Origin of the sequence: Comamonas faecalis (assembly GCF_039538025.1) — a bacterium.
GTDB lineage: Bacteria > Pseudomonadota > Gammaproteobacteria > Burkholderiales > Burkholderiaceae_C > Comamonas_C > Comamonas_C faecalis.
Map to the genome: position 1 here is coordinate 21,768 of NZ_BAABBP010000002.1, position 25,927 is coordinate 47,694.

A 25,927-nucleotide genomic window follows, 5' to 3' on the forward strand; every position below is an offset into this window, starting at 1 on the left:
CGAGACCGCCATGGACATGCGCATCAACAGCTCCCTCACGACGCCGCTGACCGGCACGCAGGTGGCGCGCCGCATCACCGCCGACCGCGACAACACCCCGGGCGTGGGCTTTGGCACCGCCTTCAAGAACGCGCTGCAGGAGGTGAGCGGCGCGCAAAACCAGGCCAGCGCACTGCAGCGCGAAGTGCAGCTGGACAACCCCAGCGTCAGCATCGAGGAGACCATGGTTGCGATGCAAAAGGCGCAAATCGGCTTTCAGGCCACGCTGAACGTGCGCAACCGCATGGTGCAGGCCTATACCGACATCATGAACATGCAGGTGTGAGCATCTGCGCGCAGGCTTTCACCGCGGCAATCGCGGCGAGGGCGCCGCTCCCACATTGAGCGGCATTCAGCGTTGAGCATCCCGTGGGAACGGGACAGGCGCCGCGGCAGCATCAAAAAAGCCGGTCACCTTTCGGTGCCGGCATTCCCCCTGAGCTTTTTTATGCCGCTGGCGCCCACCACGCCGCGGCTTGTTTGTCAGTGCATCACCTGCGGCTGCCCGTCGAACAAATGCTCGAACTGCGCGATCCACGGCTCGGCCAGCACGCGGATCTGCGCGTCGTTGCGCAGGATGCGCTGCATGATGCGCGCCTTCTCCTTGCGCTGCTCGGGCGCCAGCTGCTCGTTGCGGGCCTGGTGGCGCAGTTGCTCGATCAGCACGGCGCAAGTGCCCTCGTAGCGCGCCACGCCGTCCCAGTCGCTCAGGCGTGCGGCTTCGAGCATCTTGGCGCTGCTGGTTTCAATGGCTTTGTAGAAGTCGATCAAGCGGTCGGGATTGTGGGTATTTATCTGGATCTGCATGGTTCAGCTCAAAAAAACATTGTTCAACACACCAACGACACGCCCAAACCTCAGGCACGCCCACCAATCTGGCGCCAGCCATCGATCACTGGCTCAAGCAGCGCCTGCACGTCCCTAACCTGGGCCGCGTCGTTGGCCGCATTGGCCTGCGCCAAGCGCAGCAGGCAGTAGGCGTACAGCTGCTGCAAATTGGCCGCCACCTCGCCGCCCGCCTGGACGTCCAGGCTGGACATCAGCCCTTCATCGATCAGGCGCGACGCCTTGGCCATCAGGCGCACCTTGGTCGCCACGTCACGCCGCTCGATGGCCGTGGCCGCCCCCTGCAGGCAGACGAGCAGCTCATTGAACAGCAGGCCAATCAAACCGTGGGGCGATGCGCTGAGCACCTGCGAGTCGACGCCCACCTGCCGATAAGCAGCCGCCGACGCCCGAGCGCTTGGGGGGGTGTACATATGCAATCCTTTCATCGTGTCTCTCCCCGCTGTTATCGGCCAGCAGCCAGACAAATAAAGGCCTGGTGATTCGATAAAAACAGAACGCCTGCGGCAGCCACAGATGAATAAAGCATGTCTTTCATGATGGCACCACCACGCATGCACCAGTGGCGCGATAAGTGCGGCAAATCACCCGCAAGTCGCCGCAACCCTCTCTGCCTGCACGATGACACTCGGTTGACATTGCCGATACCACGCGCCCTCAAGTTTTTTGCGCAGCGTTCGATAACAAGCTCAACGGGTCTGATCACAGACCTGCCGCCAGAGGCAATGAGAGGTCACTGGCTTGGAGTCCCTCTCTTTTTCTCCCAAAGGAGTTTCACCATGGCCATGACCATCAACACCAATACCGCTTCGCTCAACGCCCAGCGCAACACCGCACTGACTTCCGGCAGCCTGTCGACCACCATGCAGCGCCTGTCCTCGGGTCTGCGCGTCAACAGCGCCAAGGACGACGCCGCCGGCCTGGCCATTGCCGACCGCATGAACACCCAGGTGCGCGGCATGAACGTCGCCATCCGCAACGCCGGCGACGGCATCTCGATGGCGCAGATCGCCGAAGGCGGCCTGTCGGGCATCAACGACATGCTGCAGCGCATGCGCGAGCTGGCGGTGCAAGCGTCCAACTCCACCAACCAGAGCAGCGACATCTCCAAGCTCGACAAGGAGTACCAGGAGTTGGGCAAGGAAGTCACGCGCATGATCGACGCCACCCAGTTCAACGGCGAGTCAATTCTGAAAACAACGGCTGGCTTTACCTTTCAGATCGGTGCCAATACGGGTACAGAGAACCAAATCAAGGTCGATTCGGCAACCGTCAACGTCGCTACAGGTAATTTGGCACTCGTCACCACTGGCGCCAACTCAGCGCTGTCGACCGCCGCCGCAGCCAGCAACACGGCGCAAATCGATGCGCTGGACAAAGCGCTGACCGTGGTCAACGACACCCGCGCCAACCTGGGCGCTGTGCAAAACCGCTTCGAGAACACCGTCTCCTACCTGCGCACCGCGGTAGAGAACCAGTCCGCCGCACGCGGGCGCATCATGGACGCCGACTTTGCCGCCGAAACCGCCAACCTGAGCCGCGCGCAAATTCTGCAGCAGGCCGGCACGGCCATGATTGCCCAGGCCAACCAGCTGCCCCAGGGCGTGCTGAGCCTGCTGCGCTGAGCACGCTGACGCCCGCCCCATGACACAAGCCGAGGATTGAGTCCCTCGGCTTGTTTCATTGCATTCGTCACTGCATCCGTGACTGCACCCATTACTGCATTTATTGGCTTTTTTCCACGGTTCGGCCCTGCCCGCATGAACCGCGCGCCATTCATGCGCAACAAAACAGGGCAAGCGACGCAGCCCGGGCCGATGACGCAATAAGCCGGGCAAACCCCGTTCAAGTCCACGCAACGCCTCGCCCGCTGTCCGGTGACACTCGGTTGACATTGCCGATACCACGCGCCCTCAAGTTTTTTGCGCAGCGTTCGATAACAAGCTCAACGGGTCTGATCACAGACCTGCCGCCAGAGGCAATGAGAGGTCACTGGCTTGGAGTCCCTCTCTTTTTCTCCCAAAGGAGTTTCACCATGGCCATGACCATCAATACCAATACCGCTTCGCTCAACGCCCAGCGCAACACCGCACTGACTTCCGGCAGCCTGTCGACCACCATGCAGCGCCTGTCCTCGGGTCTGCGCGTCAACAGCGCCAAGGACGACGCCGCCGGCCTGGCCATTGCCGACCGCATGAACACCCAGGTGCGCGGCATGAACGTCGCCATCCGCAACGCCGGCGACGGCATCTCGATGGCGCAGATCGCCGAAGGCGGCCTGTCGGGCATCAACGACATGCTGCAGCGCATGCGCGAGCTGGCGGTGCAAGCGTCCAACTCCACCAACCAGAGCAGCGACATCTCCAAGCTCAACAAGGAATTCCAGGAGCTGGGCAAGGAAGTCACACGCATGATCGACGCCACCCAGTTCAATGGCGAGTCGATTCTGAAAACAACGGCAGGCTTTACCTTCCAGATAGGCGCCAATACGGGCACCGAAAACCAAATCACGGTGGCCGCTTCGAGCGTGAGTGTGAATACTGCCGACTTGACGGCTGTTGCCAGCGGTGGCGCCAGCGCAAGCCTGAACACGACGGCGGCGTCCGGCAACGTCGCCATCATTGGCGCACTGGACAAAGCACTGACCGTGGTCAACGACACCCGCGCCAACCTGGGCGCCGTGCAAAACCGCTTTGAGAACACCGTCTCCTACCTGCGCACGGCGGTGGAGAACCAGTCTGCCGCCCGCGGGCGCATCATGGATGCCGACTTTGCCGCCGAGACCGCCAACCTGAGCCGCGCGCAAATTCTGCAGCAAGCCGGCACGGCCATGATTGCCCAGGCCAACCAGCTGCCCCAGGGCGTGCTGAGCCTGCTGCGCTGATCGCGCCAGCGCCCACGCCATGACAAAAGCCGAGGATTGAACCCTCGGCTTTTGCCGCAACATTTCACCGTCATTTTTCAGGAGCTGTCCATGGCAACCATTTCTTCCCCCGGCGTTGGCAGCGGCCTGGATGTGAACTCCATCGTCAGCCAGATGATGAAGCTCGAGCAGCGCCCGCTGCAGCTGCTGCAGACCAAGGCCAGCGGCATCGAGACCAAGATCTCCTCCTACGGCCAGATCAAATCGGCCATGTCGGCGCTGTACGACGCGGCCAAGGGCCTGACCAACGTCGACACCTGGCGCGGCAAGCAATTTGCCAGCACCGACGCAGCGGCACTCAAAGGCTCGGCCACCAGTGCGGCGCAGGCGGCGCAATTTTCGGTGCAAGTCAACGCACTGGCGCAGGCGCAGTCCGTGCCCTCGGGCGCTCTGGCCAGCGGCGCGGCCATCGGCACGGGCGGCACGCTGACGATCGAGACCGGCCGCTGGAGCGCCGACCAAAGCGGCTTTACCGGCAATGGCTCGGCCCTCAACATCGCCATCGACGCCGGCGACACACTGGCAACGATTGCCGGCAAGATCAACCAGGCCGATGCCGGCGTCTCAGCCGTCGTCGTCAAGAGCGCAGCCGGCGAACAGTTGCTGCTGCGCGGCAGCAAGACGGGCGAAGAAAACGGCTTTGCGCTGTCGGTCTCCAACCCTGGCCTGAACGCGCTGGCGCACGACCCGGCGTCGGTGGCCTCTGGCAATGGCGCCATGCGCACCCAGGCTGCGGGCGACGCCAGCTTCACGCTCAACGGCATCGACCTGCTGTCGGCCAGCAACAGCGTCGAAGACGTGGTGCCGGGCGTGACGCTTGAGCTACTCAAGACCACCGACAAGACGGTCGACATCAACGTCAGCGACGACAGCGCGCTGGTCAAGGAAAAAATCGAGGCTTTCAAGGACGCGTACAACAAGCTCAACGCGATGATTGCCGACCTCACGCGCTACGACGCGGCGAGCAAGACGTCGCAACCGCTGCAGGGCGACGGCACCATCGTCGCGCTGCAAAGCACGCTGCGTGGCCTGATCGGCAACGCCAACGGCGCCGGCGAATACTTCAGCAATATCGGCCTGGAGTTGCAGCGTGACGGCTCGCTTTCGATCAACGAGAAAAAGCTGACCGCGGCGCTCAAGGACTTGCCGACACTCGAGCAAACCCTCACGGACACCACCAACGGCCTGGCCACGCGCGTGCGCGACTTCGCCTTTCAGGCCACCGGCGTGGAGGGCAACATCACCACCCGCGCCCAGTCGCTGCAGGACTCGCTCAAGCGCAATGAGTCCGACCAGGAACGCATGAACCTGCTGCTCGAGATGCGCCAGAAAGCCCTGCTCAAGCAGTACCAGACGCTGGACGCCAATATGGGCACGCTCGGCTCGCTGAGCTCCTTCATGCAGTCGCAGATTGCGCAGTGGAACAGCAGCAAGTGACGCGCCAGCGATCAACGCACCGCAATTAGCACCCAAAAGCCCCGTTCATCGGGGCTTTTGTTTTTTGCGCCTTGGCCAAAATTGCCTTCAACACCCGGTAGCCATGGAGCGCAGGAGCGCTCTTTCGACCCACCGCCGCCCGAGTGGAACGTCACAGCAACGCTCTTGAAGGACTCCGATCATGGCCATGACCATCAACACCAACACCGCTTCGCTCAATGCGCAGCGCAACACCGCACTCAACAGCGCCAGTCTGTCGACGACGATGCAGCGCCTGTCGTCCGGCCTGCGCGTCAACAGCGCCAAGGACGACGCCGCAGGTCTTGCCATTGCCGACCGCATGAACACCCAGGTGCGCGGCATGACGGTGGCCATTCGCAACGCCAGCGACGGTATCTCGATGGCGCAAGTGGCCGAGGGCGGCTTGGCTGGCATCAACGACATGCTGCAGCGCATGCGCGAGCTGGCGGTGCAGGCGTCCAACTCCACCAACCAGAGCAGCGACATCTCCAAGCTCGACAAGGAGTACCAGGAGCTGGGCAAGGAGGTCATTCGCATGATGGATGCGACCCAGTTCAACGGCGAGTCGATTTTGAAGTCGACGGCAGGCTTTACCTTTCAGGTGGGCGCCAATACGGATTCGGCCAACCAGATCGTCGTCGGCTCGGCGGCTATGAACGTCAACGTGGCCAACCTCACGGCGGTGGTCAGTGGCGGCAGCGCTTCGGCGCTGGCCTCGGCGGCTTCAGCAAACACTGCGGCTATCGCCGCGCTAGACGATGCGCTGACCGTGGTCAACGACACCCGCGCCAACCTGGGCGCCGTGCAAAGCCGTTTTGAGAACACCATCTCCTACCTGCGCACGGCGGTAGAGAACCAATCTGCCGCACGCGGTCGCATCATGGACGCCGACTTTGCCGCCGAAACCGCCAACCTGAGCCGAACGCAAATCCTGCAGCAAGCCGGCACGGCCATGATTGCCCAAGCTAACCAGCTGCCGCAAAGCGTGTTGCAGCTGCTGCAGGGCTAAGAGCTTGAGAGGCCATCATCCCCCATGCCCGCCTTGCAAGCCAAAACACCGCCACTCTTCGCTGCAAATACTCGCCATGGCCCGCGCTATTGCACTGCGTTTTCCGTCTCGATTGATTCGGCCCTGTGATGTTTGAATTCGTCGTCCCGGCGAAAGCCGGGATCCAGTGCACCGGGCAGTAGCGCACCCTGGATTGCGGCTTTCGCCGCAATGACAGGGCATCAAAAATTCAAAGGGCCGGATCAATAAGTCTTTGGCTGGCCCTCACTCCTTCACCTGTCTGGCATGACCGCGCACACCACTGCCTCGCCCTATTACATCCACGCAGCGCAGTCGCTCGACGATGGCAGCCTGCGCACCGTGCAGCTGCACCAGCTGTGCCACCAACTCAACCGCGCCGGCTACCCGGCCTACCTGGTCGACGCGCCCAAGCTGTACGGACACTGGTGGACGCCGCCGCTCACACCTGCACTGATGGCCGCCCACCACGTGGCAGGGCTCACCCCCATCACCGTCGAAGGCCAGGGCGCCCACGAACGCAGCCGCCCCGGCCTGCAAGTGCGGCTGCTGGCGGCCTGCGCCGCACCCAAGAGCGGCCATGCCTATGCCGAGCTGCAATTCACCCAGTCCGGCGCCATGCCAGGGATAGCACAAGATTTCAAGATTCGTGCCGCTCTGCCCTGGGTGGATTCGGCGCTGTGGCAACAACCGCTGCCTGGCGGCGTGCGCAGCGGTGCACTGGTGTATTCGGGCCGCATACCGGACAAACAATTTACCCTGCGCGCCGAGCATGCCGCGCTGACCGACATCTCCCCCTGCGCCGAAACGCCGCTCAGCGCCGCCGAGCGCTGGCAACGCCTGGCGCAGGCCGAGGTGCTCTACGCCTACGCCGCCGGCAGCTTGGTGACCGAGGCGCAGCTGCTAGGCTGCAGCGTGATTTACGTGACCAACGACCATCAGCTGCCCACCCTGCCCGAACACCCGCTGCAGCGGGCTGGCGCCTACCTGAACAGCACAGCCCACCCACTGCAAGACGCCAGTTGCACCCCCCAGACCCTGTGCGCACAGCTGGCTACGCTGGAGCAGGAGGCGCCGCAGCTGCTGCAGCGCCTGGTGCAGACCACGCAGGCGGCCGCTGCCGCCCTGTCCTGGGAGCAGGCCTGGAACACGGCGCAAATTCAGGCGCTCGACGATTTGATCCCTGCCTCACCCAAGCAGCGCGCGGCGCGTGCCGACACGATGGCGGCCGAGCGCCTGTGCGCCGACTACCCGATATGGAAGGAGCGCGCCAACCCGGCCGAGGTCTATGGCGACATTTGCGCCGAGTTGGTAGCCGGCGGCCAGGTGCAAGCGCCCACCGTACACGTCTACGGCCACGGGCGCGACGGCAACGAACTGGCCGACACCATGGACGCGCTGGCGCAATGCTGGCTCAAGCCCGCACGCATCGTGATTCACGCCGACATGCCCGCACCCGTTCCCGTGCAAGAGCTGGGCGACGACGTGCAATGGGTGGGCCCGGCAGATGACTGGGCAGCCCAGCCCACGGCGGCTGGTGGCGACTGGCTGGTGCTGCTGGACGCCGGCACCCGGCCCGAACCCTATGCCTTGATCGAGCTGCTGGCTGCAGCGCACCAGCCGGGCAATACCCAACTGGTATATGCAGCGCACGACGCGCCCTGGGGCGACAAGCAGCTGCCGCACTTTCCCGGCGGCTGCAACATTGAATGGCTGCGCGCCACCAACTACCTAGGCGGGCTGGTGGCCGTGCGCGCCAGCGCCTGGGCGCAGCTGCCCGACGCCGGGCGCTACAGCAGCGCCTACCGCCTGGCGCTGCGCGCCAGTGCAGAGCACGGGCCAGCCAGCGTGCGCTATGTCGACCAGCTGCTCTCGCACGGCGCGGCGCAGTTGGCCACGGGCCAGGAAGCGCAGGAATTTGCCGTCGCCGAGCAGGAGGTTGTGCGCCTGCACCCCGGCGCCCAGGTGCTGGCAACCGAGCAGCTTGGCTGCTGGCGCGTGCTCTACCCGGCGCCCGATCATGCCGTCACGCTGATCGTGCCCACCGGCAAGCAGCTGGGCTATCTGCGCGCGCTGCTGACCTCGTGCGTGCGCTATTACGCGCAAGACCTGCACGAAGCCCTCTTGATCGTGCAGGACGAAGACCTTGCCGCCACCGAGCAATGGGTGCGGCAATGGGAGCACGCAGACCAGCTGGCGCTGCGCATCGTCGCCAGCGGCGGCGGCGCCTACAACCACGCGCGCAGCATCAACCTGGGCTTGCGCGCGGCGAGCACCGAAGCCGTCCTCGTCTGCGACGACGACGTGGAGTGGCTGGACAGCCACGCCCTGCCCCAGTTGCGCCGCCTGCTGGCGCAGGAGCGGCTGGCAATTGCCGCGCCGCGCCTGGTGCTGCAGGTGGGCGAGCGCCCGCTTCTGCTGGCCGGCCCCCACGTCGCAGGCGAAAGCGCGCAGCTGCTCAACTACTGCGGCGAGCACAACTGGCTCGATGAGCGCGGCCTGTTCAACCGCCTGCAGATGGCGCAGGACGTGGCCGGTGTGCACGGCGCCTGCTGGCTGGCGCGCCGCTCGGCGCTGCTTGCCGTGGGTGGGCTAGACGAAGTCAACACGCCGCTGCGCCTGGCCGTTGCCGACCTGGGGTATCGCCTGCAACAAGCACAGTGGCGCCTGGTCTGGACGCCGCACGCCAGCGCCCTGCACGCCGGCGGCGCCACACTCAAAGCGCTGCGCCAGCAGCCTACGCTGGCGCTGGCGCTGGAGCAGACGTGCATGGATGAAGCACACCATCTGCAAAACCGCTGGACTGAGTTTGCCGGCCAGCACCCGCTGTACAGCAGGCACTGGAGAAGCAACAAGCCCTACCAGCTGGAAACCCGCGTCGTCGCCAGCTGGAGTGCCCACCACCACCAACGCCCCACTGTGTTGGCAACCCCACTCAAAAGCGGCGCAGGGCAGTACCGTGTCATCGAACCGCTCAACGCCGTGCAGCAAGCCGGCCTGGCGCAAACCTGTGTCGTGCTGCCCGAGGTGAGCGGCCTGACCGAGCGGCGCGTGCTCACGCCGCTGGACGTGGCGCGCTGGCAGCCCGAGCGCATTCTGGTGCAGCACTCCATCTCGGATCAGGACATTGCCTACCTGCGCGCCATTCGCCAGGCCTGCCCCAAGGCCTTCATCGTGCAGCTGATGGACGACCTCAGCTCAGAGCTGCCCGCCACCCACCCCAACCACCAGTTTGGGCAACGCGAAGGCCATGTGCGCACGCTGCAGGCGCTGGCGCTGTGCGACCGGCTGATCGTCTCGACCAAGCCGCTGGCCGACTATTACGCTGGCGACTGCCCCGACATCCGCCTGGTGCCCAACGCCCTCGACCCGCGCTTTTGGGGCCAGTTGCAGCGCACACCGACATCGCGCCAACGCCTGCGCGTGGGCTGGGCCGGGGCGGGGCAACACCTGGGCGACCTGCGCCTGGTGCAAAGCGTCGTCAAAGAGCTTGCCGACGAGGTGGACTGGATCTTCATGGGCATGTGCCCGGACGAGCTGCGCCCCTACGTCAAAGAGTTTCACCACTTCGTCTCGTACAGGGACTATCCGGCCAAGCTGGCCAGCCTGGATCTGGACATCGCCATCGCACCGCTGGAAGACCACTTGTTCAACGCCTGCAAGAGCAACCTGCGCCTGCTGGAGTTTGGTGCCATGGGCTGGCCGGTGGTGTGCTCGGACGTCTATCCGTTTCGCACCGACGACCCGCCCGTGCTGCGCGTGCCCAACCAGCACCAGGCCTGGATGGACGCGCTGCGCTCGCTGCTGCAAGACACCGCGCTGCGCCAGCACCAAGGCCAGGCTCTGCACGACTGGCAGCAGCGGTACTACCAGGTGCAACAGCATGTGGACGCCTGGTTCCATGCCATTTTTGATTGACCGCCATGACTGTGATCAAGCCTCCGCCCCTGCCTGAACTGCCTGAACTATCCATGGACAGAATGCAAAGCTTCTCTAGTCCCGCGTTCTGGGGTATTTCCAATCCACGACGTTTTCAGGAGCTGATGGAGGAGGCCAAAACCCTGGTCGAACCAGGCTACTACCTGGGCGACAACCTCTTTACCTGGGGGCGCAACAACTCGGCGTTTGAAGACAACGCTTTTGTGCATGCGCTGAGCAGCAATGCCCTTAATCCTTCCGACCAGGCCATCGCCTGGCGCCGCTACCTGCTCGTCAGCAGCGCCTGCCATGCCGTGCATCTGGCAGGCGACTTCGTCGAGTGCGGTGTCTACATGGGCAGTGGCATCAAGACGGTCATTGACTATTTCGGCAAGCAGCACTTTCACCAGCGCTTCTGGGGTTATGACACGTTCGACTACCACCCCACGACCAACCACGGCCTGCCCGAGCAGAACAGCGCTCTGTTCGGCAAAGTGCAGTTGCGCTTTGCGGACTACCCCATGGTGCGACTAGTCAAAGGCTTTCTGCCTCACGCCTTTGCTCAGGGTTGCCCGGACAAAATCGCCTTTCTGCACATCGACCTGAACAACGCGGAGGGAGAGATCGCCAGCCTGGAGCACTTGTGGGAGCGCATCGTCCCCGGCGGCCTGCTCATCCTCGACGATTACGAATGGGCCGGCATCTACCGTGCGCAAAAACGCGCAGAAGACCTTTGGTTTCAGGCGCGCGGCTACCGCGTCATGCCGCTGCCCACCGGCCAAGGTCTGGTCATCAAACGGTGATCGCCCAACTTGAATTGCCACACATCCAATCAGTACAAGCCATGAAAACCCTTCTTCACGTCGGCTGCGGGGCGCAGCGCAAGGACAGCACCACCCGTGGTTTCAACACCGATGCCTGGCAGGAGCTGCGTCTGGACATCGATGAAAGTGTCGCACCCGACATCGTCGGCACGATGACCGATATGTCGGGTGTCGCCGATGCCTCCGTCGACGCCATCTTCTCCAGCCACAACATCGAGCATCTTTATGCACATGAGGTGCCTGTGGCCCTGAGCGAATTTTTGCGCGTCTTGAAGCCCGATGGCTTTGCCATCATCACCTGCCCCGATCTGCAATCCGTCTGCTCCCTCGTTGCACAGGGCAAATTGGTGGAACCGGCCTACCACACGGCGCAAAGCATACCAATTGCCCCCATCGACATCCTGTACGGCTGGCGTGCGCCCATGGCGAACGGCAACCTGTTTATGGCGCACCGCTGCGGATTCACCGAGGATGTGTTGCGCGCCACCCTGCTCGGAGCCGGGTTCAACGGCGTCGGCACCCTGGCCCGTCCAGAGTGCTACGACTTGTGGGCCGTGGCCAGCAAAGCGTCACTCACACAAGACGACATCAAACGTCTGGGTTCCGAGTATTTCTTTCGATGATTTTCTTTCGAAACAAAAACAATAAAATATTTCAATAGAAACGCTTTCGCGACTGTTTGTGTACCATTGAGTTCCTCGATAGCAAATCTGAAGGACTCGCCATGTCGGCCCATCCACGCATGCATCCGCAGGCATCGGCCGTGCTGACCAAAGCGACGCTCAGCGCGGCCGAGCGCCTGGGCCTGTCCCCCGCCGATCTGGGTGCAGCACTGGGGGTGAGCGAAGCGACGGTCTCACGGCTCAAGACCAGCGCCAGGCCCATCGATCCGCAAACCAAAGAAGGCGAGCTGGCGCTGATGCTGGTGCGGGTGTTTCGCTCGCTCGACCCACTGGTCGGCGGTGACCCGGCGCAGTGCCAGCGCTGGATGGGCAGCTACAACAAGGCCTTGCTGGGCGTGCCGCGCGAGCTCATTCGCAAGGCTGACGGCCTGGTGCGCACGCTTGCCTATCTTGACGGGATGCGCGCCGCCGCATGACGCAGCCTCTTTGGTGGGACAGTGCCTGGCTGAGCACACACGCCAGCCGCCTGTGCATGGAAGGCGCCTGGCGTGGCGTGGAGACACAGCACATTGCAGCGTCGATGAAACTCGTGGACACGGCGCAGGAGCAGGAACTGCTTGAGCAATTGCTGGAAGCCAGCAAGCCACCCGCCGTGCACAGCGCCACGGCCAAGCATTATTTGCTGCTCAGCCCGTTCCGCTACTTTCCGCAGCACAGCTCGCGTTTTCGCCCCGCCGGGCATGGCGGCCTGTGGTATGGCGCATCGACGCTGCAGGGGGCCTGCTCGGAAGTGGCGTACTGGCGCATGCGCTTTGTTCTGGACAGCGCCGGGCTGACCACCGGCGACGCACTGATCACCGAGCACACGTTCTACCAGGCCTCTGTGCGCGGCCACGCCATCGACCTGATGGCACCGCCGTGGGTTGCGTTTTCCCACCTGTGGAAGCACCCAAGCGACTACGGCGCCACCCATGCGCTGGCCGCTGCTGCCGAGCAAGCGGGTATCGAGTGGATTCGGTATGAGTCGGTACGCGCACCCCGCTGCGCGCTCGCCGTCGCGCTCACACCAGATGCTCTTTTTGCCGATGCACAGGCACTGGAACGCTCACGCCAGGAATGGGTTTGCAAGGCCAGCAGCGACCGCGTGACGATGCTGGGCAAGAGCGGCGGGCAGCGTTTTGAATGGCAGGAATAGCCTTGCTTCAGCCCGTCTGGTAGCCCATCAGGTCATGCCCAAACCCGGCAAATGGCCGGCAATCACGGCTCAAGTGTGGTCAATACATTCCGATACCTTTGATAAGCTTCTCTCACGTCTTCACTTTCGCCGGCCCCACGCACCCCTGCATTCATGTTCGTCATCCTCGGCTTCATCGTCACCTTCGGCTGCGTCTTCGGCGTGTTCGTCGCTCACGGCGGCAACATCAACGTGCTGCTGGAGGCGCTGCCATTCGAGATCATCACGATCGGCGGCGCGGCCGCTGGCGCCTTCCTGGTCAACAACCAGCCCAAGGTGCTCAAGGCCACGATGTCGGCGCTGCCCTCGGCGCTCAAGGGCAGCAAGTACGACAAGGCGCGCTACATGGAGCTGCTGTCCATGCTGTACGAGATCCTGCAGAAGGCGCGCAAGGAGGGGTTGATGGCGATCGAGGCGGATGTGGAGGAGCCGCACAACTCCGAGCTGTTCAAGAAATTCCCAACCGTCGGCAGCGACCACCACGTGCTGGAGTTCACCACCGACTACCTGCGCATGATGGTTTCGGGCAACCTGAACGCGCACGAGATCGAGGCGCTGATGGACAGCGAGATCGAGACCCACCACCAGGAGGCGCATGCGCCAGTGGCGGCGCTCACGCGGCTGGCCGGGGCGCTGCCGGCGTTCGGCATCGTGGCCGCCGTGCTGGGGGTGGTCAACACCATGGGCTCGGTGGGCCAGCCGCCGGCGGTGCTGGGCGGCATGATTGCGTCGGCGCTGGTGGGCACTTTTCTGGGCATCTTCCTGGCCTATGGCGTGGCCGAGCCGCTGGCCGGCCTGCTGGAGCAGAAGGCCGACGACGCGGCCAAGCAGTACGAATGCATCAAGAGCACGCTGCTGGCCAGCATGCAGGGCTATAACCCGGCGACGGCCATCGAGTTTGGCCGCAAGGTGCTGTTCTCGGGCGACCGGCCGGACTTTGCCGAGCTGGAAAACCACGTCAAGGGCAAGAAGTGAACGTGTAGGCGTGCGCCATGGCCGAGAAAAAGCTCCAGCCCATCATCATCAAGCGCGGCAAGAAGCAGCGCCACAAGCCGCACGGCGGCGCCTGGAAGATCGCCTACGCCGACTTCGTGACCGCGATGATGGCGTTCTTCCTGCTGATGTGGCTGCTGGGCTCGACGGCCAAGGGCGACCTGCAAGGCATTGCCGCCTACTTTGCCTCGCCGCTGAAGGTGGCGATGCAAGGCGGCGACGGTGCGGGCAACAGCTCCAGCATCATTCCCGGCGGCGGCACCGACCTGGCCAAGGTGCACGGCCAGGTGCGCCGCTCCGACTCGCCCGACGACACGCAAAAGCGCCTGGACCTGGATCGGCGCGCGCAGCAGGCGCGGCTGGATGCGCAGCGCATCCGCGCGCTGCAGGCCAAGATCGACGCGATGATCACCGAGAACGTGCGGCTCAATGAGTACCGCTCGCAAATCCGCATCGACGTGACGCCCGACGGGCTGCAGATCCAGATCGTCGACGAGCAGAACCGCCCGATGTTCGACAGCGGCAGCGCGCTGGTCAAACCCTATATGCGCGAGATCCTGCAATCGATTGGTGCGGCGCTGGGCGGCGTGGAAAACCACCTGAGCCTGGCCGGCCATACCGACGCCACGCCCTACGGCAACGGCGACCGGGGCTACGGCAACTGGGAGCTGTCGGCCGACCGGGCCAACGCCTCGCGCCGCGAGCTGGTGGCCGGCGGCATGCCCGACGACAAGCTGGCGCGCGTCGTGGGCCTGGCCGCCAGCGACCCGCTGGAGCCGCAGGAGCCGCGCGCCGCCGTGAACCGGCGCATCACCATCACCGTGCTGACGCATGAGGCCGAGGAGCGGCTGATGGGCATGCGCAGCGCCCAGATGCCCACCCTCACGCTGCCAACCCAGCCCACGCAAGACAATTCCCCCGCGGCGACGAGTCAGTAACGTCTTGTCACTATCATTGGCGCCAACGACAATAGCCTGCTTTCGCCTTCCACCGCCCCGACTTCCTGACCGAAAGGGTCTTTTGTGTCCACTGCCCTTCGTTTTCTGATCGTTGACGACTTCTCCACCATGCGCCGCATCGTGCGCAACCTGCTCAAAGAGAGCGGTTTTGCCGACGCCGACGAGGCCGAGGACGGCGTGGCCGCGCTCAACAAGCTGCGCAACGGCAAGTTCGACTTCGTCGTGACCGACATCAACATGCCCAACATGAACGGCTTTCAGCTGCTGGCCGAGATCAAGAAGGACGACAAGCTCAAGCACCTGCCGGTGCTGATGGTGACCGCCGAGGCGCGCAAGGAGGACATCGTCGCCGCCGCGCAGGGCGGCGCCGCCGGCTACATCGTCAAGCCCTTCACCAAGGCAACGCTGGAAGAAAAAGTCACGCTGATCCTGAAAAAGATGGGGTTGTGAGCATGCAGGATTCCGAACCCGCACTCTCGGCGCAGCCTCTGGCCACCGACGACGTGCACCAGCGCCTGGGCCTGCTCACGCGCCAGCTGCACGGCGCTCTGACTGAATTGGGCTACGCCGACCAGCTGCGCGGCACCATGGGCGAACTGCCCGACGCACAAAGCCGCCTGTCCTACATTGCCCGCCTGACCGGCGAGGCCGCCGAGAAGGTACTGGGCCGCGTGGAGATGGCCAAGACGCTACACGACCGCATCACCAGCGAGACCGAACAGGTGCAGCGGCAGCTGGTGGCCAACCCGGTGGCTACCGTGGCCAAGGGCCAGCTGTACAACTACCTGCAGGACATGCAGGTCGCCTCGCGCGAGGCCGACGTGCACCTGACCGAGATCATGATGGCGCAGGACTTTCACGACCTGACCGGCCAGGTGATCGCCCGCGTGGTCAGCCTGGCGGCCACCATCGAGGAGCAGCTGGTGCAGCTCTTGATCCAGACCGCGCCGCCAAACGCAGTCCCGCCCGCATCTGCATCTGCGCCCGCCCCGCGCGACGAGCATCTGCAAGGCCCGGTGGTCAATCCCGAGAATGCCGCCGACGTCGTGACCAGCCAGTCGCAGGTGGACGACCTGCTGGCCAGCCTGGGTTTTTGACCGCATCGCGGCGAGGGCGCCGCTCCCACAACAGGGTTTGGCACCTCGCAGGTGGCGATTGCCCAACATTGCGTGGGAGCGGCGCCCTCGCCGCGATGGATGCACCAATTGAGTTGTAGGTCGATCCAACAAAAAAACCGCCTTCGGCGGTTTTTGCATTCAGGCGATGCAATCAGCGAAAGCGCGACTGCGGCACGACCTGCAGGTGGGTGTCCAGCGAGCCGATGTAGCCGGCCAGGGCCTTGAGCTCGGCGTTGGAGAACTGCGTGGCGACGCCCGCCATCACCGCGTTGGAGCGCCCGACGTACTGGCGGCTGTCGTCCTTGTAGGCCTTGAGCGCGGCAAACAGGTAGTCGGCCTGCTGGCCGGCAATCTCCGGGTAGCTGGGGTCGATGGGCTTGGCGAAGTTGTCGCCGTGGCAGGACACGCAAGCGCCTTTTTGCAGCAGCTGCGCCACCTGTGCGCTGGGCTGGCGCGTCGGCGGCGCGGGCAGATCGCCACTCTTGCCCTGGCTGGCGTAGTAGGCGGCCAGGTCGGCAATGTCCTGCTCGCTCAGGCTCTCGGCCACGCCGCGCATCGTCGGATGCTTGCGCCCGCCCTTCTTGTATTCCTCCAGCGCCGCGGCAATGTAGGCCGCGTTCTGGCCCGAGATCATCGGCACCTTGTAGACCTCGGGAAAGTTGGCCTGGTAGCCCACGATGCCGTGGCAGCCGATGCACATGGCGTTTTTCTGCGCGCCTGCCTGCGCATTGCCCTGGATTTCCTGCGCCTGCAGCGCGCCGGTCGCACTTGCGACAACCAGGGCAAAAAGAGTGGTCAATGCTTTGTTCATTTTGTGTGCACAATCATGGTGATTGGTTGTCTCCGCCTTGTCTGCAGGCCATTATAGGTAGCTGCTGTCAAGTCTTTTTATCAACGATTTCCCTATTCGCTCCCCATGAAGTTTCAAGGTTCCGAGAATTATGTAGCCACGCAGGATTTGATGCTGGCCGTCAACGCCGCCATCACGCTGCAGCGCCCGTTGCTGGTCAAGGGCGAGCCCGGCACGGGCAAGACCATGCTGGCCGAGGAGGTGGCGCAGGCGCTGAACATGCCGCTGCTGCAGTGGCACATCAAGAGCACCACCAAGGCGCAGCAGGGCCTGTACGAGTACGACGCGGTCAGCCGCCTGCGCGACTCGCAGCTGGGCGACGAGCGCGTCAAGGACATCCACAACTACATCGTCCGTGGCGTGCTGTGGCAGGCCTTCACGGCCGAGCAGCCGGTGGCGCTTTTGATCGACGAGATCGACAAGGCCGACATCGAGTTTCCCAACGACCTGCTGCGCGAGCTCGACCGCATGGAGTTCTACTGCTACGAGACGCGCGAGATGGTTCGTGCCAAGCACCGCCCGCTGGTGTTCATCACCTCGAACAACGAAAAAGAGCTGCCCGACGCCTTTCTGCGCCGCTGCTTCTTCCACTACATCAAGTTCCCCGAGGCCGAGACGATGAAACAAATCGTCGACGTGCATTTCCCCACGCTCAAGAGCGAGCTGCTGGGCGCGGCGATGAAGACCTTCTACGACGTGCGCGGCCTGCCCGGCCTGAAGAAAAAGCCCTCGACCAGCGAGCTGCTGGACTGGCTCAAGCTGCTGGTGGCCGAGGACATTCCGCCGTCGGTGCTGCACAGCGGCGACAGCAAGGTGGTCGTGCCTCCGCTGGTGGGCGCGCTGCTCAAGAACGAGCAGGACGTGAGCCTGTTCGAGAAGCTGGTCTACATGAACCAGAGGAACCGGTGACCTCCGTGGCCTTTGTCGAACCCGTCACCCTGATCCAGGGCGGCCTGCGACTTGAGCCGCTGGCGCTGGCGCACGAGGCTGGCCTCGCCGCCGCCGCGGCCGACGGCCAGCTGTGGCGCATCCGCGTGACCAGCGTGCCCGGGCCCGGCGAGACGCGTGCCTACATCGAGCAGGCGCTGGCCATGCGCGAGGCGGGCAGCCGCTTTGCATTTGCCGTGGTCGACGAGGCGACGGGCCGGGTGCTTGGCAGCACCAGCTACCACGACATCATGCCCGCGGTGCGCCGCGTGGAGATTGGCTACACCTGGTACGCCAAAAGCGTGCAACGCACCCACGTCAACACCACCGCCAAGCTGTTGATGATGGGCCACGCTTTCGACACCCTGCAGTGCCACGTAGTGGGCTGGCGCACCGACAACTACAACTTTGCGTCGCAGCGTGCCATCGAGCGCCTGGGTGCGAAAAAGGATGGAGTGATCCGCGGCCACGCGCTGCGCCGCGACGCAACGATACGCGACACCGTGATGTACAGCATGCGCGCCGGCGAATGGCCCGAGGCCCGGGCGCAGCTGTTGTATTTGCTGACGCGCCACAATGGAACCTGATTGAACGAACCCCAGGGGATCCTTATGAATGCCATCTACCAGGAAATCGAAAAACTGACTCCCGCAGAAAAGCTGGACTTGGTGGAGGCCTTGTGGGACGACATTGCGCGCACGCGTGCGCAGGTTCCGATCCCTGAGGCAACGGAAAAAGAGGTGCTGCGCCGCGCCGCCTGGCGGCAAAGCCATCCCGGCCAGGGAAAATCGCTGGAAGAAATCATCCAGACCCTGGGTGTGCGGCTGTGACCTATGTGGTGGAGTTCGACCCAGGGGCCGAAGACGACTTGGCAGACGCGTATTTCTGGTACGAAAAGCAGTCCGAAGGCTTGGGCACGGAATTTTTGCGCCGGGCCATGCTGCAAAAAGACCGGCTGGCGCGCAATCCCTTGATCCACGCGGTCGAATACGCCGACGTCCGCCGTACCTTTTTGGATCGTTTTCCTTATGCGTTTCATTTCCAGGTGGAAGGCCGCACGGTGCGCATTCTCGCCTGCGTGCACTTCCGCCAAAGCCCTGCGCGCTGGCCCGGAGCCTGATCCACCATGCTGATCGATTTTTTCTACACCCTGCGCGCCGCCAAGCTGCCGGTATCCGTCAAGGAATTCCTGGGCCTGCTGCAGGCGCTGGCCGCTGGCGTCGTCGGCCCCAAGAGCGAGGACGCCTGGAGCCTGGACGACTTCTACTACCTGGCGCGCTGCGCGCTGGTCAAGGACGAGAAGCATTTCGACAAATTCGACCGCGCGTTTGCCGCCTACTTCAAGGGCGTGGAGATGCTGGCGGACTTCACCAAGGAGATTCCCGCCGACTGGCTGCGCAAGATGCTCGAAAAAGAGCTCTCGCCCGAGGAGAAGGCTGCCATCGAGGCCATGGGCTGGGACGAGCTGATGGAGACGCTCAAGAAGCGCCTGGAGGAGCAGAAAGAGCGCCACCAGGGCGGCAGCAAGTGGATTGGCACGGGCGGCACCAGCCCGTTTGGCCACGGCGGCTACAACCCGGCGGGCGTGCGCATCGGCGGGCCGGGCAAGAACAGGAGCGCGGTCAAAGTGTGGGAGCAGCGCGCCTACCGCGACTACGACGACAGCCAGGAGCTGGGCACGCGCAACATCAAGGTCGCGCTGCGGCGCCTGCGCAAGTTCGCGCGCGAGGGCAACGAGCTAGAGCTGGACCTGCAGGGCACCATCCGCAGCACCGCCGCCAACGCCGGGTGGCTGGACATCAAGATGGTGCCCGAGCGCCACAACAACGTGAAGGTGCTGCTGCTGATGGACGTGGGCGGCACGATGGACGACCACATCCAGCGCGTCGAGGAGCTGTTCAGCGCGGTCAAGAGCGAGTTCAAGCACCTGGAGTTCTATTACTTCCACAACTGCGTCTACGACTTCATGTGGAAGAACAACCGGCGCCGCTTTGCCGAGAAATTCCCGACCTGGGACATCATCCGCAAGTACAACAAGGACTACAAGCTGATCTTCGTCGGCGACGCAACGATGAGCCCCTACGAGATCCTGCAGCCCGGTGGCAGCGTCGAATACATGAACGAGGAGCCCGGCGCCGAGTGGATCACGCGCCTGACCCACGCCTTTCCGCAACACGCGTGGATCAACCCCGAGCCCCAGGGCGTATGGCAGTACCGCCAGAGCATTGCCATCATCGAACAGCTGATGGGCGGCCGGATGTACCCGCTGTCGCTCAAGGGGCTGGAAGACGCGATGCGGCTGCTGTCAAAATAAGCTCCCCCTCCAGACTCTCGCCCAACGACATGCCTGTGCTGCAACCGCCGGCCCGATGGCCGGCGGTGCTTTTTCTGATGCTGCTTCCGGCCTGGCTGGCCGGCTGCGCCAGTGCGCCGTCCAGCGCCGCTGAGGACACCACCGAGGCCGGCGCGACCACGCGCGCGGCCGCGTTCACGCTGGCCGTGCAGGTCGACGGTGACGCCGACGGCACGCTGAAGGCGCTGCTGGCGCGCCACCTGCAGCTGCAGCGCTTTGCCCACCTGCCCGACCTGCAGCCCGGCGAGCTGCGCCGCCTGCTGGGCACCGCCGGGGGTGACGCGGCCCAGCTGCTGGCCACGCAAGGCTATTTCAGCCCCGCGGTAACGGTCGATGCCGGCGACGGCGCCCACCCCACCGTCACCGTGCAGGTGCGCCCGGGCGTGCGCACCGAAGTTGCCGCGGTGGACATTGACGTGAACGGCGAGGCAGCCGACGCCCAGCTGGCGCGCCGGCGCGAGCAGTTGCAGCGCCAGTGGCCGCTGGCCGTGGGCCAGCCCTTCACCCAGGCCGGCTGGGACGACGCCAAGGCCCAGGGCCTGCGCCGCCTGCAGGCGCGCCGCTACCCCACGGCGCGCATCGCCGACAGCAGCGCGCGCATCGACGCCGACCACGCCCGCGCGCAGCTGGCCGTCACCTACGACAGCGGCCCCGCCTACCGCCTGGGCGCGCTGCAGCTGCAGGGCCTGCAGCGCTACGACGCCGAGGGCCTGGCCAACCTGGCGCGCCTGCCCGCCGGCCAGCCCTACAGCGAGACAGCGTTGCTCGACGCCCAGCAGCGCCTGGCCGCCAGCGGCTATTTCGACACCGTCTTCCTGAAGCTGGACACCAGCCATGCGACGGCCACCGACGCGCAGGGCGAGCGCAGCGCGCCCGTCGTCGCCCAGGCCACCGAGGCGCCGCAGAACAAGCTGGTGCTTGGCGTGGGCCTGACGACCGACAGCGGCCCGCGCCTGTCGCTGCAGCACACGCACAACCGCCTGCCCGGCCTGGGCTGGCAAGCGCGCAGCACCATCGAGCTGGAGCGCAACCACCAGCGCGCGGCCACCGACTGGCTGGCGCTGCCCGGCGAGGACGGCTGGCGCTGGTTCACCGGCGCGCAGCTGCTGCGCGAGACCACCGGCAGCTACATGGTGCGCAGCGGCCAGCTGCGCGCCGGGCGCCAGAAGGACGACGGCCACATCAGCCGCAGCCTGTACCTGCAGGGCGACAGCGCCAGCAGCCAGGGCGTGGACGCGCCCGAGGGCAGCTCGTCAGTCAGCGCGCACTGGGGCTGGAGCGGGCAGTACTTCAACCGCCGCACCAACCCCACGCGCGGCTGGGGCCTGGCGCTGGACGCCGGCATCGGACAGACGCTGCACCCCAGCAGCGAGCCCTTCATCCGCCTGCTTGCGCGCTGGCAGGGCTTTGTCCCGCTGGGCCGCGTCGACCTGGGCGAGAACGTGCACCGCAGCAGCCGCCTGGCACTGCGCCTGGAGGGCGGCGGCGTGTGGGTGCGCAAGAACGCCAGCGTTCCGGTCACCCAGCTGTTCGTCACCGGCGGCGATACCAGCGTGCGCGGCTACGCCTGGCGCAGCATTGGCGCGCGCACCGACAGCGGCACCGTCTACGGCGGACGCTACCTGCGCGTGGCCAGCGTCGAGTGGCAGCGCCCCATCGAGCTGCGCGGCAACCGCACCGACTTTGAAAGCGCGCTGTTCATCGACGCGGGCAGCGTCTCCAACAGCGCGACCGAGGTGCAGAACCGCGTCGGCCTGGGCGCAGGCCTGCGCTGGAACAGCCCCGTCGGCCCGCTGCAGACCGACCTGGCCTGGAGCGTGCACGACCGCCGCCTGCGCCTGCACCTGCGCCTGGGCTATACCTTCTGATGGCCATGGCCAAGACAGCAACACCACCTCCCCCCCCGCCCCCGGCGGCCGCCGCGCCGCGCCGCGCCTGGCCACTGCGCCTGGTGCGCTGGCTGCTGGGCACGCTGGCGGCCCTGATGCTGGCGCTGGTGCTGCTGCTGGCCGGCCTGCTGGGCTGGGCCAGCTCCGACGGGTCGCTGGCCACCGCGCTGCACTGGGCCCAGCGCTGGCTGCCCGCGGAGCAGACGCTGGACTATGAAGGCGCCCACGGCGCACTGCTGGGCAGCGCGCAGCTCGACCGCCTGCACTGGAGCAGCCCCGCGCTGGACGTGCTGGCCGAAGACGCACAGCTGCGCTGGCAGCCGCGCGCGCTGCTGTCGCGCCGCCTGCAGGTCGATGCACTCGCCGCCCGCACACTCACGCTCACCCCGCTGGCGCACGACGCTCCGGACGAGCCCGCCGAGCCGCTGCAGCAACTGCCGCTGCCGCTGGACATCGCCGTCGACGCGCTGCGCGTCGAGCGCATCACCTGGGCCGCAAACAGCCCCGTCACCATCGACGGCCTGGCCGCGCGCTACCGCTACGAGGAAGACCAGCACCGGCTGGACATCGACGCGCTGGCGCTGGCCCAGGGCAGCTACCAACTGCACGCGCAACTGCAGGGCAGCGCGCCGATGGCGCTCACCGCCACGCTCCAGGGCCAGCTGACGGCGCCAGTGCCCGAGCGCAGCGAGCCGCTCACCGCGCGGCTGCAGGCGCAGCTCGAAGGCACGCTGGCCGGTGCAAATGCGCGGCTGCAGCTGCAGGCCCATGCGCAGGGCGACGCGCCCGCAGGAACGCCCACAGACACGGCAGCCGGCACGCCGCTGCAGGCAGACATCGAGGCCGACATCGCCCCCTGGGCCGCCATGCCGCTGCACCAGGCCAGCGCCCGGCTGCAGGCGCTGGACCTGGCCGCGCTGTGGCCACAGGCGCCGGCCACGCTCCTCAACGGCACGGCGCGGGTGCAACCCACCGGCGACGACGGCTGGCAACTGCAGGCCGAGCTGCACAACCGCGCCCCCGGCCCCTGGGACAGCGCCCGCCTGCCGCTGGCCGCGCTGCAGGCGCGCGCGCAACTGGCCGGCACGCAATGGACGCTGCAGCAGCTGGACGCCGAGCTGGGCGGCGGCCGGCTGCAGCTGCAGGGCAGCTACGACAGCGACGGCGGCGCGCTCGACGCCCAGGCCAGCCTGCGCGGCATTGCCCCCGATCAGCTGCACACCGCCGTACCGCTGGCCGCCATCAGCGGCCAGGCCAGCGCCAGCGGCGTGCCGGGCAAGAACCTGGGTTTTGGCGCCCGCCTGCAGACCGCCGCCGGCGCACCAGCCCACCGCGCGCTGCAGCTGCAGGCCCAGGGCCGCTGGCAGGGCACGCAATGGCTGGTCGAGCAGCTGAAGCTGCAGGCGCTGCAGGTCAACGCAAGCGCCAGCGCGCTGCACATCGACCTGGCCGAAGGCGCGCAGCAGGGCAGCGGCAAGCTCGATCTGCAACTGCCCGGCCTGCAGGCACAGCTGGACGGCAAGCTCGCCCCCACCCAGGGCCAGGCCCGGGTCGATGCGCAGTGGCGTGACGCCGCCGCCACCCAGCGCTGGCTGGCGCAACTGGCCAAACTGCCCGGCATGCCGGCCGATACGCTGGCGCCACTGCTTGCCGGCCAGCTCAGCGGCAACGCCCACCTGGAGGCCAGCGCCAGCGGCGGCTGGCAGGCCTGGGCACAGGCGCTGCAGGGCCGCACCCAGGCCGGCCGGGCCACGCTGCAGGCGCAGCTGGACCTGCCCCAGCTGCGCTGGCAGGCCGGCGACGCGCCGGCGCTGGCCGTGCAGGGCAGCAGCATGCGCCTGAACGGCAGCCTGCAGCAGCTGGAACTGGCGCTGGACGCCACGCTGCAGCAGGGCTGCCCGGGCGCCGACCCGCGCGCGCGGCTGCAGCTGCAGGCCAGCGGCGGCGCCCTGCCCTCCGACGCCTGGCAGGCCCGGCTGCAGCAGCTGCAGATCGACGCCACGCTGGGCAGCCGGCTGGCCGGCCGGGCCGACCCCGGCCCGTGGCAGCTGGCGCTGCAACAGCCGGTCGCCGTGGCGCTGCAGGGTGCGCCGCTCAAGCTCGACCTGGGCGCGGGCGAGCTGCGGCTGAACGCCCCGTCCAGCCAGCCGCAGGACGCACCCACGCTGCTGCGCTGGCAGCCGCTGCAACTGGCCCAGAGCCGCCAGGGCGCGGCGCTGCAGCTGCAAACCCGCGGCGAGCTGCTGGGCCTGCCGCTGGCCTGGGCCGACGCCATCCACCGGGACGGCCAGGGCCTGCTGGCCGGCCTGGGCGTGCAAAGCAGCCTGCGCCTGGACGGCCACTGGGACGTGCAGCTGGGCAGCACCGTGCAGGCAACGCTGCAGCTGGCCCGGGCCGGCGGCGACCTGCAGCTGCAAACCGACACCGACACGCCGCTGGACGCCGGCGTCCAGCGGGCACAGCTGCAACTGAACGCCGAGGGCGAGCAGATCAACGCCCGCCTGCAGTGGGACAGCACCAGCGCCGGCCAGGTCGACGCCCAGGCCAGCACCCGCCTGAGCCGCAATGCCGACGGCTGGCAGTGGAGCGAGGACGCGCCCCTGAACGGCCAGCTGCAGGCGCAGCTGCCCAACGTGGGCGTGCTGTCGCTGCTGGCGCCGCCGGGCTGGCGCATCCAGGGCAGCGTGCAGGCCAAGGCGCGCATCACCGGCACGCGCGCTGCCCCGCAGTGGCAGGGCGAGATCGCCGCCGACGACCTGGCGCTGCGCTCGCTGCTCGACGGCGTCGACCTGCAGCGCGGGCGCCTTCGCGCGCAGTGGCAGGGCGAGCGCCTGGTGATCCAGGAGCTGCGCCTGCATGGCGGCAGCGCCAGCGGCGCCTACATCGCCGGGCCCAGCGGCAACCTGACGCCGTCGCCGCAGGACGGCGGCACCTTGACCGCCAGCGGCGCGCTGGCCTGGGGCGCGGACGGATTGAGCATGGACTTGCGCGCCCAGGCGCAGGCGCTGCAGGTGCTGGTGCGCGCCGACCGGCAGATGAGCGTGTCGGGCGACCTGCGCGCCCAGCTGCGCCAGCGCCAGCTGACGCTGCGCGGCGCGCTGACCACCGACCGGGCCACGCTGCTGCTGCCCGAAGCGGGCGCGCCCACGCTGGGCGACGACGTACACGTGGTGCGCGCCGGCGACGCCGACGCCAGCGAGCGCGGCGCGCGGGTGCAGCCGGCGCTGCCACCCGACATCGACCTGACGCTGGATCTGGGGCGCGACTTCGCGCTGCAGGGCAGCGGCCTGACCACGCGGCTGGCCGGCCAGCTGCGCATCGTCAGCAATGCCGCGACGCAGGGCCAGCCGCAGATCACCGGTGAGATCACGACCGTGAAGGGCCGCTACCGCGCCTGGGGCCAGATGCTGGACATCGAACATGGGCTGATTCGCTTCTCGGGCGCCTACGACAACCCGGCGCTGGACATTCTGGCGCTGCGCCCGCAGATCAGCATGCGCGCGGGCGTGCAGGTCACGGGCACGGCGCGCAGGCCGCGCGTGCAGCTGTACTCCGAGCCCGATCTGCCCGACGCCGAAAAACTCGCCTGGGTGGTGCTCGGGCGCAGCAGCAGCGGCGACGGCGCCCAGGCCGCAGTGCTGCAGCAGGCGGCGCTGGCGCTGCTGTCGGGCGGCACCGACAACAGCGGTGCAATCGCGCAGCGCCTGGGACTCGATGAAATTGGCATCAAGGGACCGGGCAGCGACGAAGGCCTGGACGGCGCGGCGCTGACGCTGGGCAAACGCATCTCCAGCAAGCTCTACATCAGCTACGAGCACAGCCTGTCGGGCGCCATGGGCGTGCTCTACATCTTCTATGACCTGTCGCGCAAGCTGACGCTGCGCGGGCAGACCGGCGAGCAAAGCGCGGTTGACCTGATCTTCACGCTGCGCTATGACTGACGGCC

24 protein-coding genes are annotated in these 25,927 nt (G+C 66.3%); 21 read left to right on the forward strand and 3 right to left on the reverse strand.

Annotated features, from left to right (window positions below):
• Positions 1 to 10: 10 nt before the first annotated feature.
• Positions 11 to 325 (forward strand): flagellar hook-basal body complex protein FliE, encoded by a 315-nt coding sequence (gene fliE, locus ABD767_RS01245; RefSeq protein ID WP_103046461.1) that lies wholly within the window; start codon positions 11 to 13, stop codon positions 323 to 325.
• Between the two features lie 197 nt (positions 326 to 522).
• Here the strand turns inward: fliE and ABD767_RS01250 are convergent, their stop codons facing one another.
• Positions 523 to 846 carry a flagellar protein FliT gene (locus ABD767_RS01250; protein ID WP_103046462.1) on the reverse strand — a complete coding sequence of 108 codons (324 nt, stop codon included), beginning with the start codon at positions 844 to 846 and terminating at the stop codon, positions 523 to 525.
• A gap of 50 nt (positions 847 to 896) precedes the next feature.
• The gene (fliS, locus tag ABD767_RS01255; protein WP_103046463.1) at positions 897 to 1,298 is read right to left on the reverse strand and encodes a flagellar export chaperone FliS; all 402 of its coding nucleotides are present in this window, start codon (positions 1,296 to 1,298) and stop codon (positions 897 to 899) included.
• 366 nt (positions 1,299 to 1,664) lie between these two features.
• Here fliS and ABD767_RS01260 point away from each other — a divergent pair, with 366 nt between their 5' ends.
• The 13 genes from ABD767_RS01260 (at position 1,665) to ABD767_RS01320 (ending at position 15,941) form a co-directional block, all read left to right on the forward strand.
• Positions 1,665 to 2,510 carry a flagellin N-terminal helical domain-containing protein gene (locus tag ABD767_RS01260; RefSeq protein ID WP_344867785.1) on the forward strand — a complete coding sequence of 282 codons (846 nt, stop codon included), beginning with the start codon at positions 1,665 to 1,667 and terminating at the stop codon, positions 2,508 to 2,510.
• Positions 2,511 to 2,920: 410 nt separating this feature from the next.
• Entirely contained in the window at positions 2,921 to 3,769 is an 849-nt protein-coding gene (locus ABD767_RS01265) for a flagellin N-terminal helical domain-containing protein (protein ID WP_344867787.1), read from the forward strand.
• Between the two features lie 90 nt (positions 3,770 to 3,859).
• Positions 3,860 to 5,245: a flagellar filament capping protein FliD gene (fliD, locus tag ABD767_RS01270; RefSeq protein WP_344867789.1), complete on the forward strand. Its 1,386-nt coding sequence runs from the start codon at positions 3,860 to 3,862 to the stop codon at positions 5,243 to 5,245.
• Positions 5,246 to 5,426: 181 nt separating this feature from the next.
• The gene (locus tag ABD767_RS01275; RefSeq protein WP_344867791.1) at positions 5,427 to 6,275 is read left to right on the forward strand and encodes a flagellin N-terminal helical domain-containing protein; all 849 of its coding nucleotides are present in this window, start codon (positions 5,427 to 5,429) and stop codon (positions 6,273 to 6,275) included.
• Between the two features lie 285 nt (positions 6,276 to 6,560).
• Positions 6,561 to 10,211 (forward strand): glycosyltransferase, encoded by a 3,651-nt coding sequence (locus ABD767_RS01280; RefSeq protein WP_103045627.1) that lies wholly within the window; start codon positions 6,561 to 6,563, stop codon positions 10,209 to 10,211.
• 5 nt (positions 10,212 to 10,216) lie between these two features.
• Positions 10,217 to 11,014, forward strand: coding sequence for a TylF/MycF/NovP-related O-methyltransferase (locus ABD767_RS01285; RefSeq protein WP_103045628.1), 798 nt, complete (start codon positions 10,217 to 10,219; stop codon positions 11,012 to 11,014).
• A 41-nt stretch (positions 11,015 to 11,055) separates the two neighbouring features.
• The gene (locus tag ABD767_RS01290) at positions 11,056 to 11,658 is read left to right on the forward strand and encodes a methyltransferase domain-containing protein (protein WP_103045629.1); all 603 of its coding nucleotides are present in this window, start codon (positions 11,056 to 11,058) and stop codon (positions 11,656 to 11,658) included.
• 101 nt (positions 11,659 to 11,759) lie between these two features.
• Positions 11,760 to 12,134 carry an antitoxin Xre-like helix-turn-helix domain-containing protein gene (locus ABD767_RS01295; RefSeq protein WP_344867796.1) on the forward strand — a complete coding sequence of 125 codons (375 nt, stop codon included), beginning with the start codon at positions 11,760 to 11,762 and terminating at the stop codon, positions 12,132 to 12,134.
• Entirely contained in the window at positions 12,131 to 12,853 is a 723-nt protein-coding gene (locus ABD767_RS01300) for an RES family NAD+ phosphorylase (RefSeq protein WP_344867798.1), read from the forward strand. Before ABD767_RS01295 ends, ABD767_RS01300 begins: the two co-directional genes overlap by 4 nt.
• Before the next feature lie 153 nt (positions 12,854 to 13,006).
• A complete protein-coding gene (motA, locus tag ABD767_RS01305) occupies positions 13,007 to 13,867 on the forward strand; it encodes a flagellar motor stator protein MotA (protein WP_103045630.1) in 861 nt (286 codons plus the stop codon).
• 17 nt (positions 13,868 to 13,884) lie between these two features.
• The gene (gene motB / locus ABD767_RS01310) at positions 13,885 to 14,823 is read left to right on the forward strand and encodes a flagellar motor protein MotB (RefSeq protein ID WP_103045631.1); all 939 of its coding nucleotides are present in this window, start codon (positions 13,885 to 13,887) and stop codon (positions 14,821 to 14,823) included.
• Between the two features lie 84 nt (positions 14,824 to 14,907).
• A complete protein-coding gene (gene cheY / locus ABD767_RS01315) occupies positions 14,908 to 15,294 on the forward strand; it encodes a chemotaxis response regulator CheY (protein ID WP_103045632.1) in 387 nt (128 codons plus the stop codon).
• 2 nt (positions 15,295 to 15,296) lie between these two features.
• Positions 15,297 to 15,941: a protein phosphatase CheZ gene (locus tag ABD767_RS01320; protein WP_103045633.1), complete on the forward strand. Its 645-nt coding sequence runs from the start codon at positions 15,297 to 15,299 to the stop codon at positions 15,939 to 15,941.
• Between the two features lie 172 nt (positions 15,942 to 16,113).
• Here the strand turns inward: ABD767_RS01320 and ABD767_RS01325 are convergent, their stop codons facing one another.
• Positions 16,114 to 16,773: a c-type cytochrome gene (locus tag ABD767_RS01325; RefSeq protein WP_103045634.1), complete on the reverse strand. Its 660-nt coding sequence runs from the start codon at positions 16,771 to 16,773 to the stop codon at positions 16,114 to 16,116.
• 105 nt (positions 16,774 to 16,878) lie between these two features.
• Here ABD767_RS01325 and ABD767_RS01330 point away from each other — a divergent pair, with 105 nt between their 5' ends.
• Genes ABD767_RS01330 through ABD767_RS01360 form a run of 7 tightly spaced genes read left to right on the forward strand, consistent with a single transcriptional unit; the run spans position 16,879 to position 25,922 of the window.
• The gene (locus ABD767_RS01330) at positions 16,879 to 17,721 is read left to right on the forward strand and encodes an AAA family ATPase (RefSeq protein ID WP_103045635.1); all 843 of its coding nucleotides are present in this window, start codon (positions 16,879 to 16,881) and stop codon (positions 17,719 to 17,721) included.
• A gap of 5 nt (positions 17,722 to 17,726) precedes the next feature.
• On the forward strand, positions 17,727 to 18,326 hold the full coding sequence (locus ABD767_RS01335) for a GNAT family N-acetyltransferase (protein WP_103045642.1): 600 nt from the start codon (positions 17,727 to 17,729) through the stop codon (positions 18,324 to 18,326).
• 24 nt (positions 18,327 to 18,350) lie between these two features.
• Positions 18,351 to 18,569, forward strand: coding sequence for an addiction module protein (locus tag ABD767_RS01340; protein ID WP_103045636.1), 219 nt, complete (start codon positions 18,351 to 18,353; stop codon positions 18,567 to 18,569).
• Positions 18,566 to 18,859 (forward strand): hypothetical protein, encoded by a 294-nt coding sequence (locus tag ABD767_RS01345; protein WP_103045637.1) that lies wholly within the window; start codon positions 18,566 to 18,568, stop codon positions 18,857 to 18,859. The genes ABD767_RS01340 and ABD767_RS01345 overlap by 4 nt, the downstream gene beginning before the upstream one ends.
• Before the next feature lie 6 nt (positions 18,860 to 18,865).
• The gene (locus ABD767_RS01350; protein WP_103045638.1) at positions 18,866 to 20,053 is read left to right on the forward strand and encodes a VWA domain-containing protein; all 1,188 of its coding nucleotides are present in this window, start codon (positions 18,866 to 18,868) and stop codon (positions 20,051 to 20,053) included.
• Positions 20,054 to 20,082: 29 nt separating this feature from the next.
• Positions 20,083 to 21,960, forward strand: a complete 1,878-nt coding sequence (locus tag ABD767_RS01355; RefSeq protein WP_103045639.1) for a BamA/TamA family outer membrane protein — start codon at positions 20,083 to 20,085, stop codon at positions 21,958 to 21,960.
• Between the two features lie 5 nt (positions 21,961 to 21,965).
• Positions 21,966 to 25,922, forward strand: a complete 3,957-nt coding sequence (locus tag ABD767_RS01360; protein WP_103045643.1) for a translocation/assembly module TamB domain-containing protein — start codon at positions 21,966 to 21,968, stop codon at positions 25,920 to 25,922.
• The last annotated feature ends 5 nt before the right edge of the window (positions 25,923 to 25,927 follow it).

Coding starts and splice junctions, on each gene's coding strand:
- ABD767_RS01280 (WP_103045627.1), top strand. CDS start 6,561: ATGACCGCGCACACCACTGCCTCGCCCTATTACATCCACGCAGCGCAG.
- ABD767_RS01330 (WP_103045635.1), top strand. CDS start 16,879: ATGAAGTTTCAAGGTTCCGAGAATTATGTAGCCACGCAGGATTTGATG.
- fliS (WP_103046463.1), bottom strand. CDS start 1,298: ATGTACACCCCCCCAAGCGCTCGGGCGTCGGCGGCTGCTTATCGGCAG.
- ABD767_RS01350 (WP_103045638.1), top strand. CDS start 18,866: ATGCTGATCGATTTTTTCTACACCCTGCGCGCCGCCAAGCTGCCGGTA.
- ABD767_RS01340 (WP_103045636.1), top strand. CDS start 18,351: ATGAATGCCATCTACCAGGAAATCGAAAAACTGACTCCCGCAGAAAAG.
- ABD767_RS01260 (WP_344867785.1), top strand. CDS start 1,665: ATGGCCATGACCATCAACACCAATACCGCTTCGCTCAACGCCCAGCGC.
- ABD767_RS01250 (WP_103046462.1), bottom strand. CDS start 846: ATGCAGATCCAGATAAATACCCACAATCCCGACCGCTTGATCGACTTC.
- motB (WP_103045631.1), top strand. CDS start 13,885: ATGGCCGAGAAAAAGCTCCAGCCCATCATCATCAAGCGCGGCAAGAAG.
- ABD767_RS01295 (WP_344867796.1), top strand. CDS start 11,760: ATGTCGGCCCATCCACGCATGCATCCGCAGGCATCGGCCGTGCTGACC.
- ABD767_RS01355 (WP_103045639.1), top strand. CDS start 20,083: ATGCCTGTGCTGCAACCGCCGGCCCGATGGCCGGCGGTGCTTTTTCTG.
- ABD767_RS01360 (WP_103045643.1), top strand. CDS start 21,966: ATGGCCAAGACAGCAACACCACCTCCCCCCCCGCCCCCGGCGGCCGCC.
- motA (WP_103045630.1), top strand. CDS start 13,007: ATGTTCGTCATCCTCGGCTTCATCGTCACCTTCGGCTGCGTCTTCGGC.
- ABD767_RS01285 (WP_103045628.1), top strand. CDS start 10,217: ATGACTGTGATCAAGCCTCCGCCCCTGCCTGAACTGCCTGAACTATCC.
- ABD767_RS01325 (WP_103045634.1), bottom strand. CDS start 16,773: ATGAACAAAGCATTGACCACTCTTTTTGCCCTGGTTGTCGCAAGTGCG.
- ABD767_RS01275 (WP_344867791.1), top strand. CDS start 5,427: ATGGCCATGACCATCAACACCAACACCGCTTCGCTCAATGCGCAGCGC.
- ABD767_RS01265 (WP_344867787.1), top strand. CDS start 2,921: ATGGCCATGACCATCAATACCAATACCGCTTCGCTCAACGCCCAGCGC.
- ABD767_RS01290 (WP_103045629.1), top strand. CDS start 11,056: ATGAAAACCCTTCTTCACGTCGGCTGCGGGGCGCAGCGCAAGGACAGC.
- fliE (WP_103046461.1), top strand. CDS start 11: ATGGACATGCGCATCAACAGCTCCCTCACGACGCCGCTGACCGGCACG.
- ABD767_RS01320 (WP_103045633.1), top strand. CDS start 15,297: ATGCAGGATTCCGAACCCGCACTCTCGGCGCAGCCTCTGGCCACCGAC.
- fliD (WP_344867789.1), top strand. CDS start 3,860: ATGGCAACCATTTCTTCCCCCGGCGTTGGCAGCGGCCTGGATGTGAAC.
- ABD767_RS01300 (WP_344867798.1), top strand. CDS start 12,131: ATGACGCAGCCTCTTTGGTGGGACAGTGCCTGGCTGAGCACACACGCC.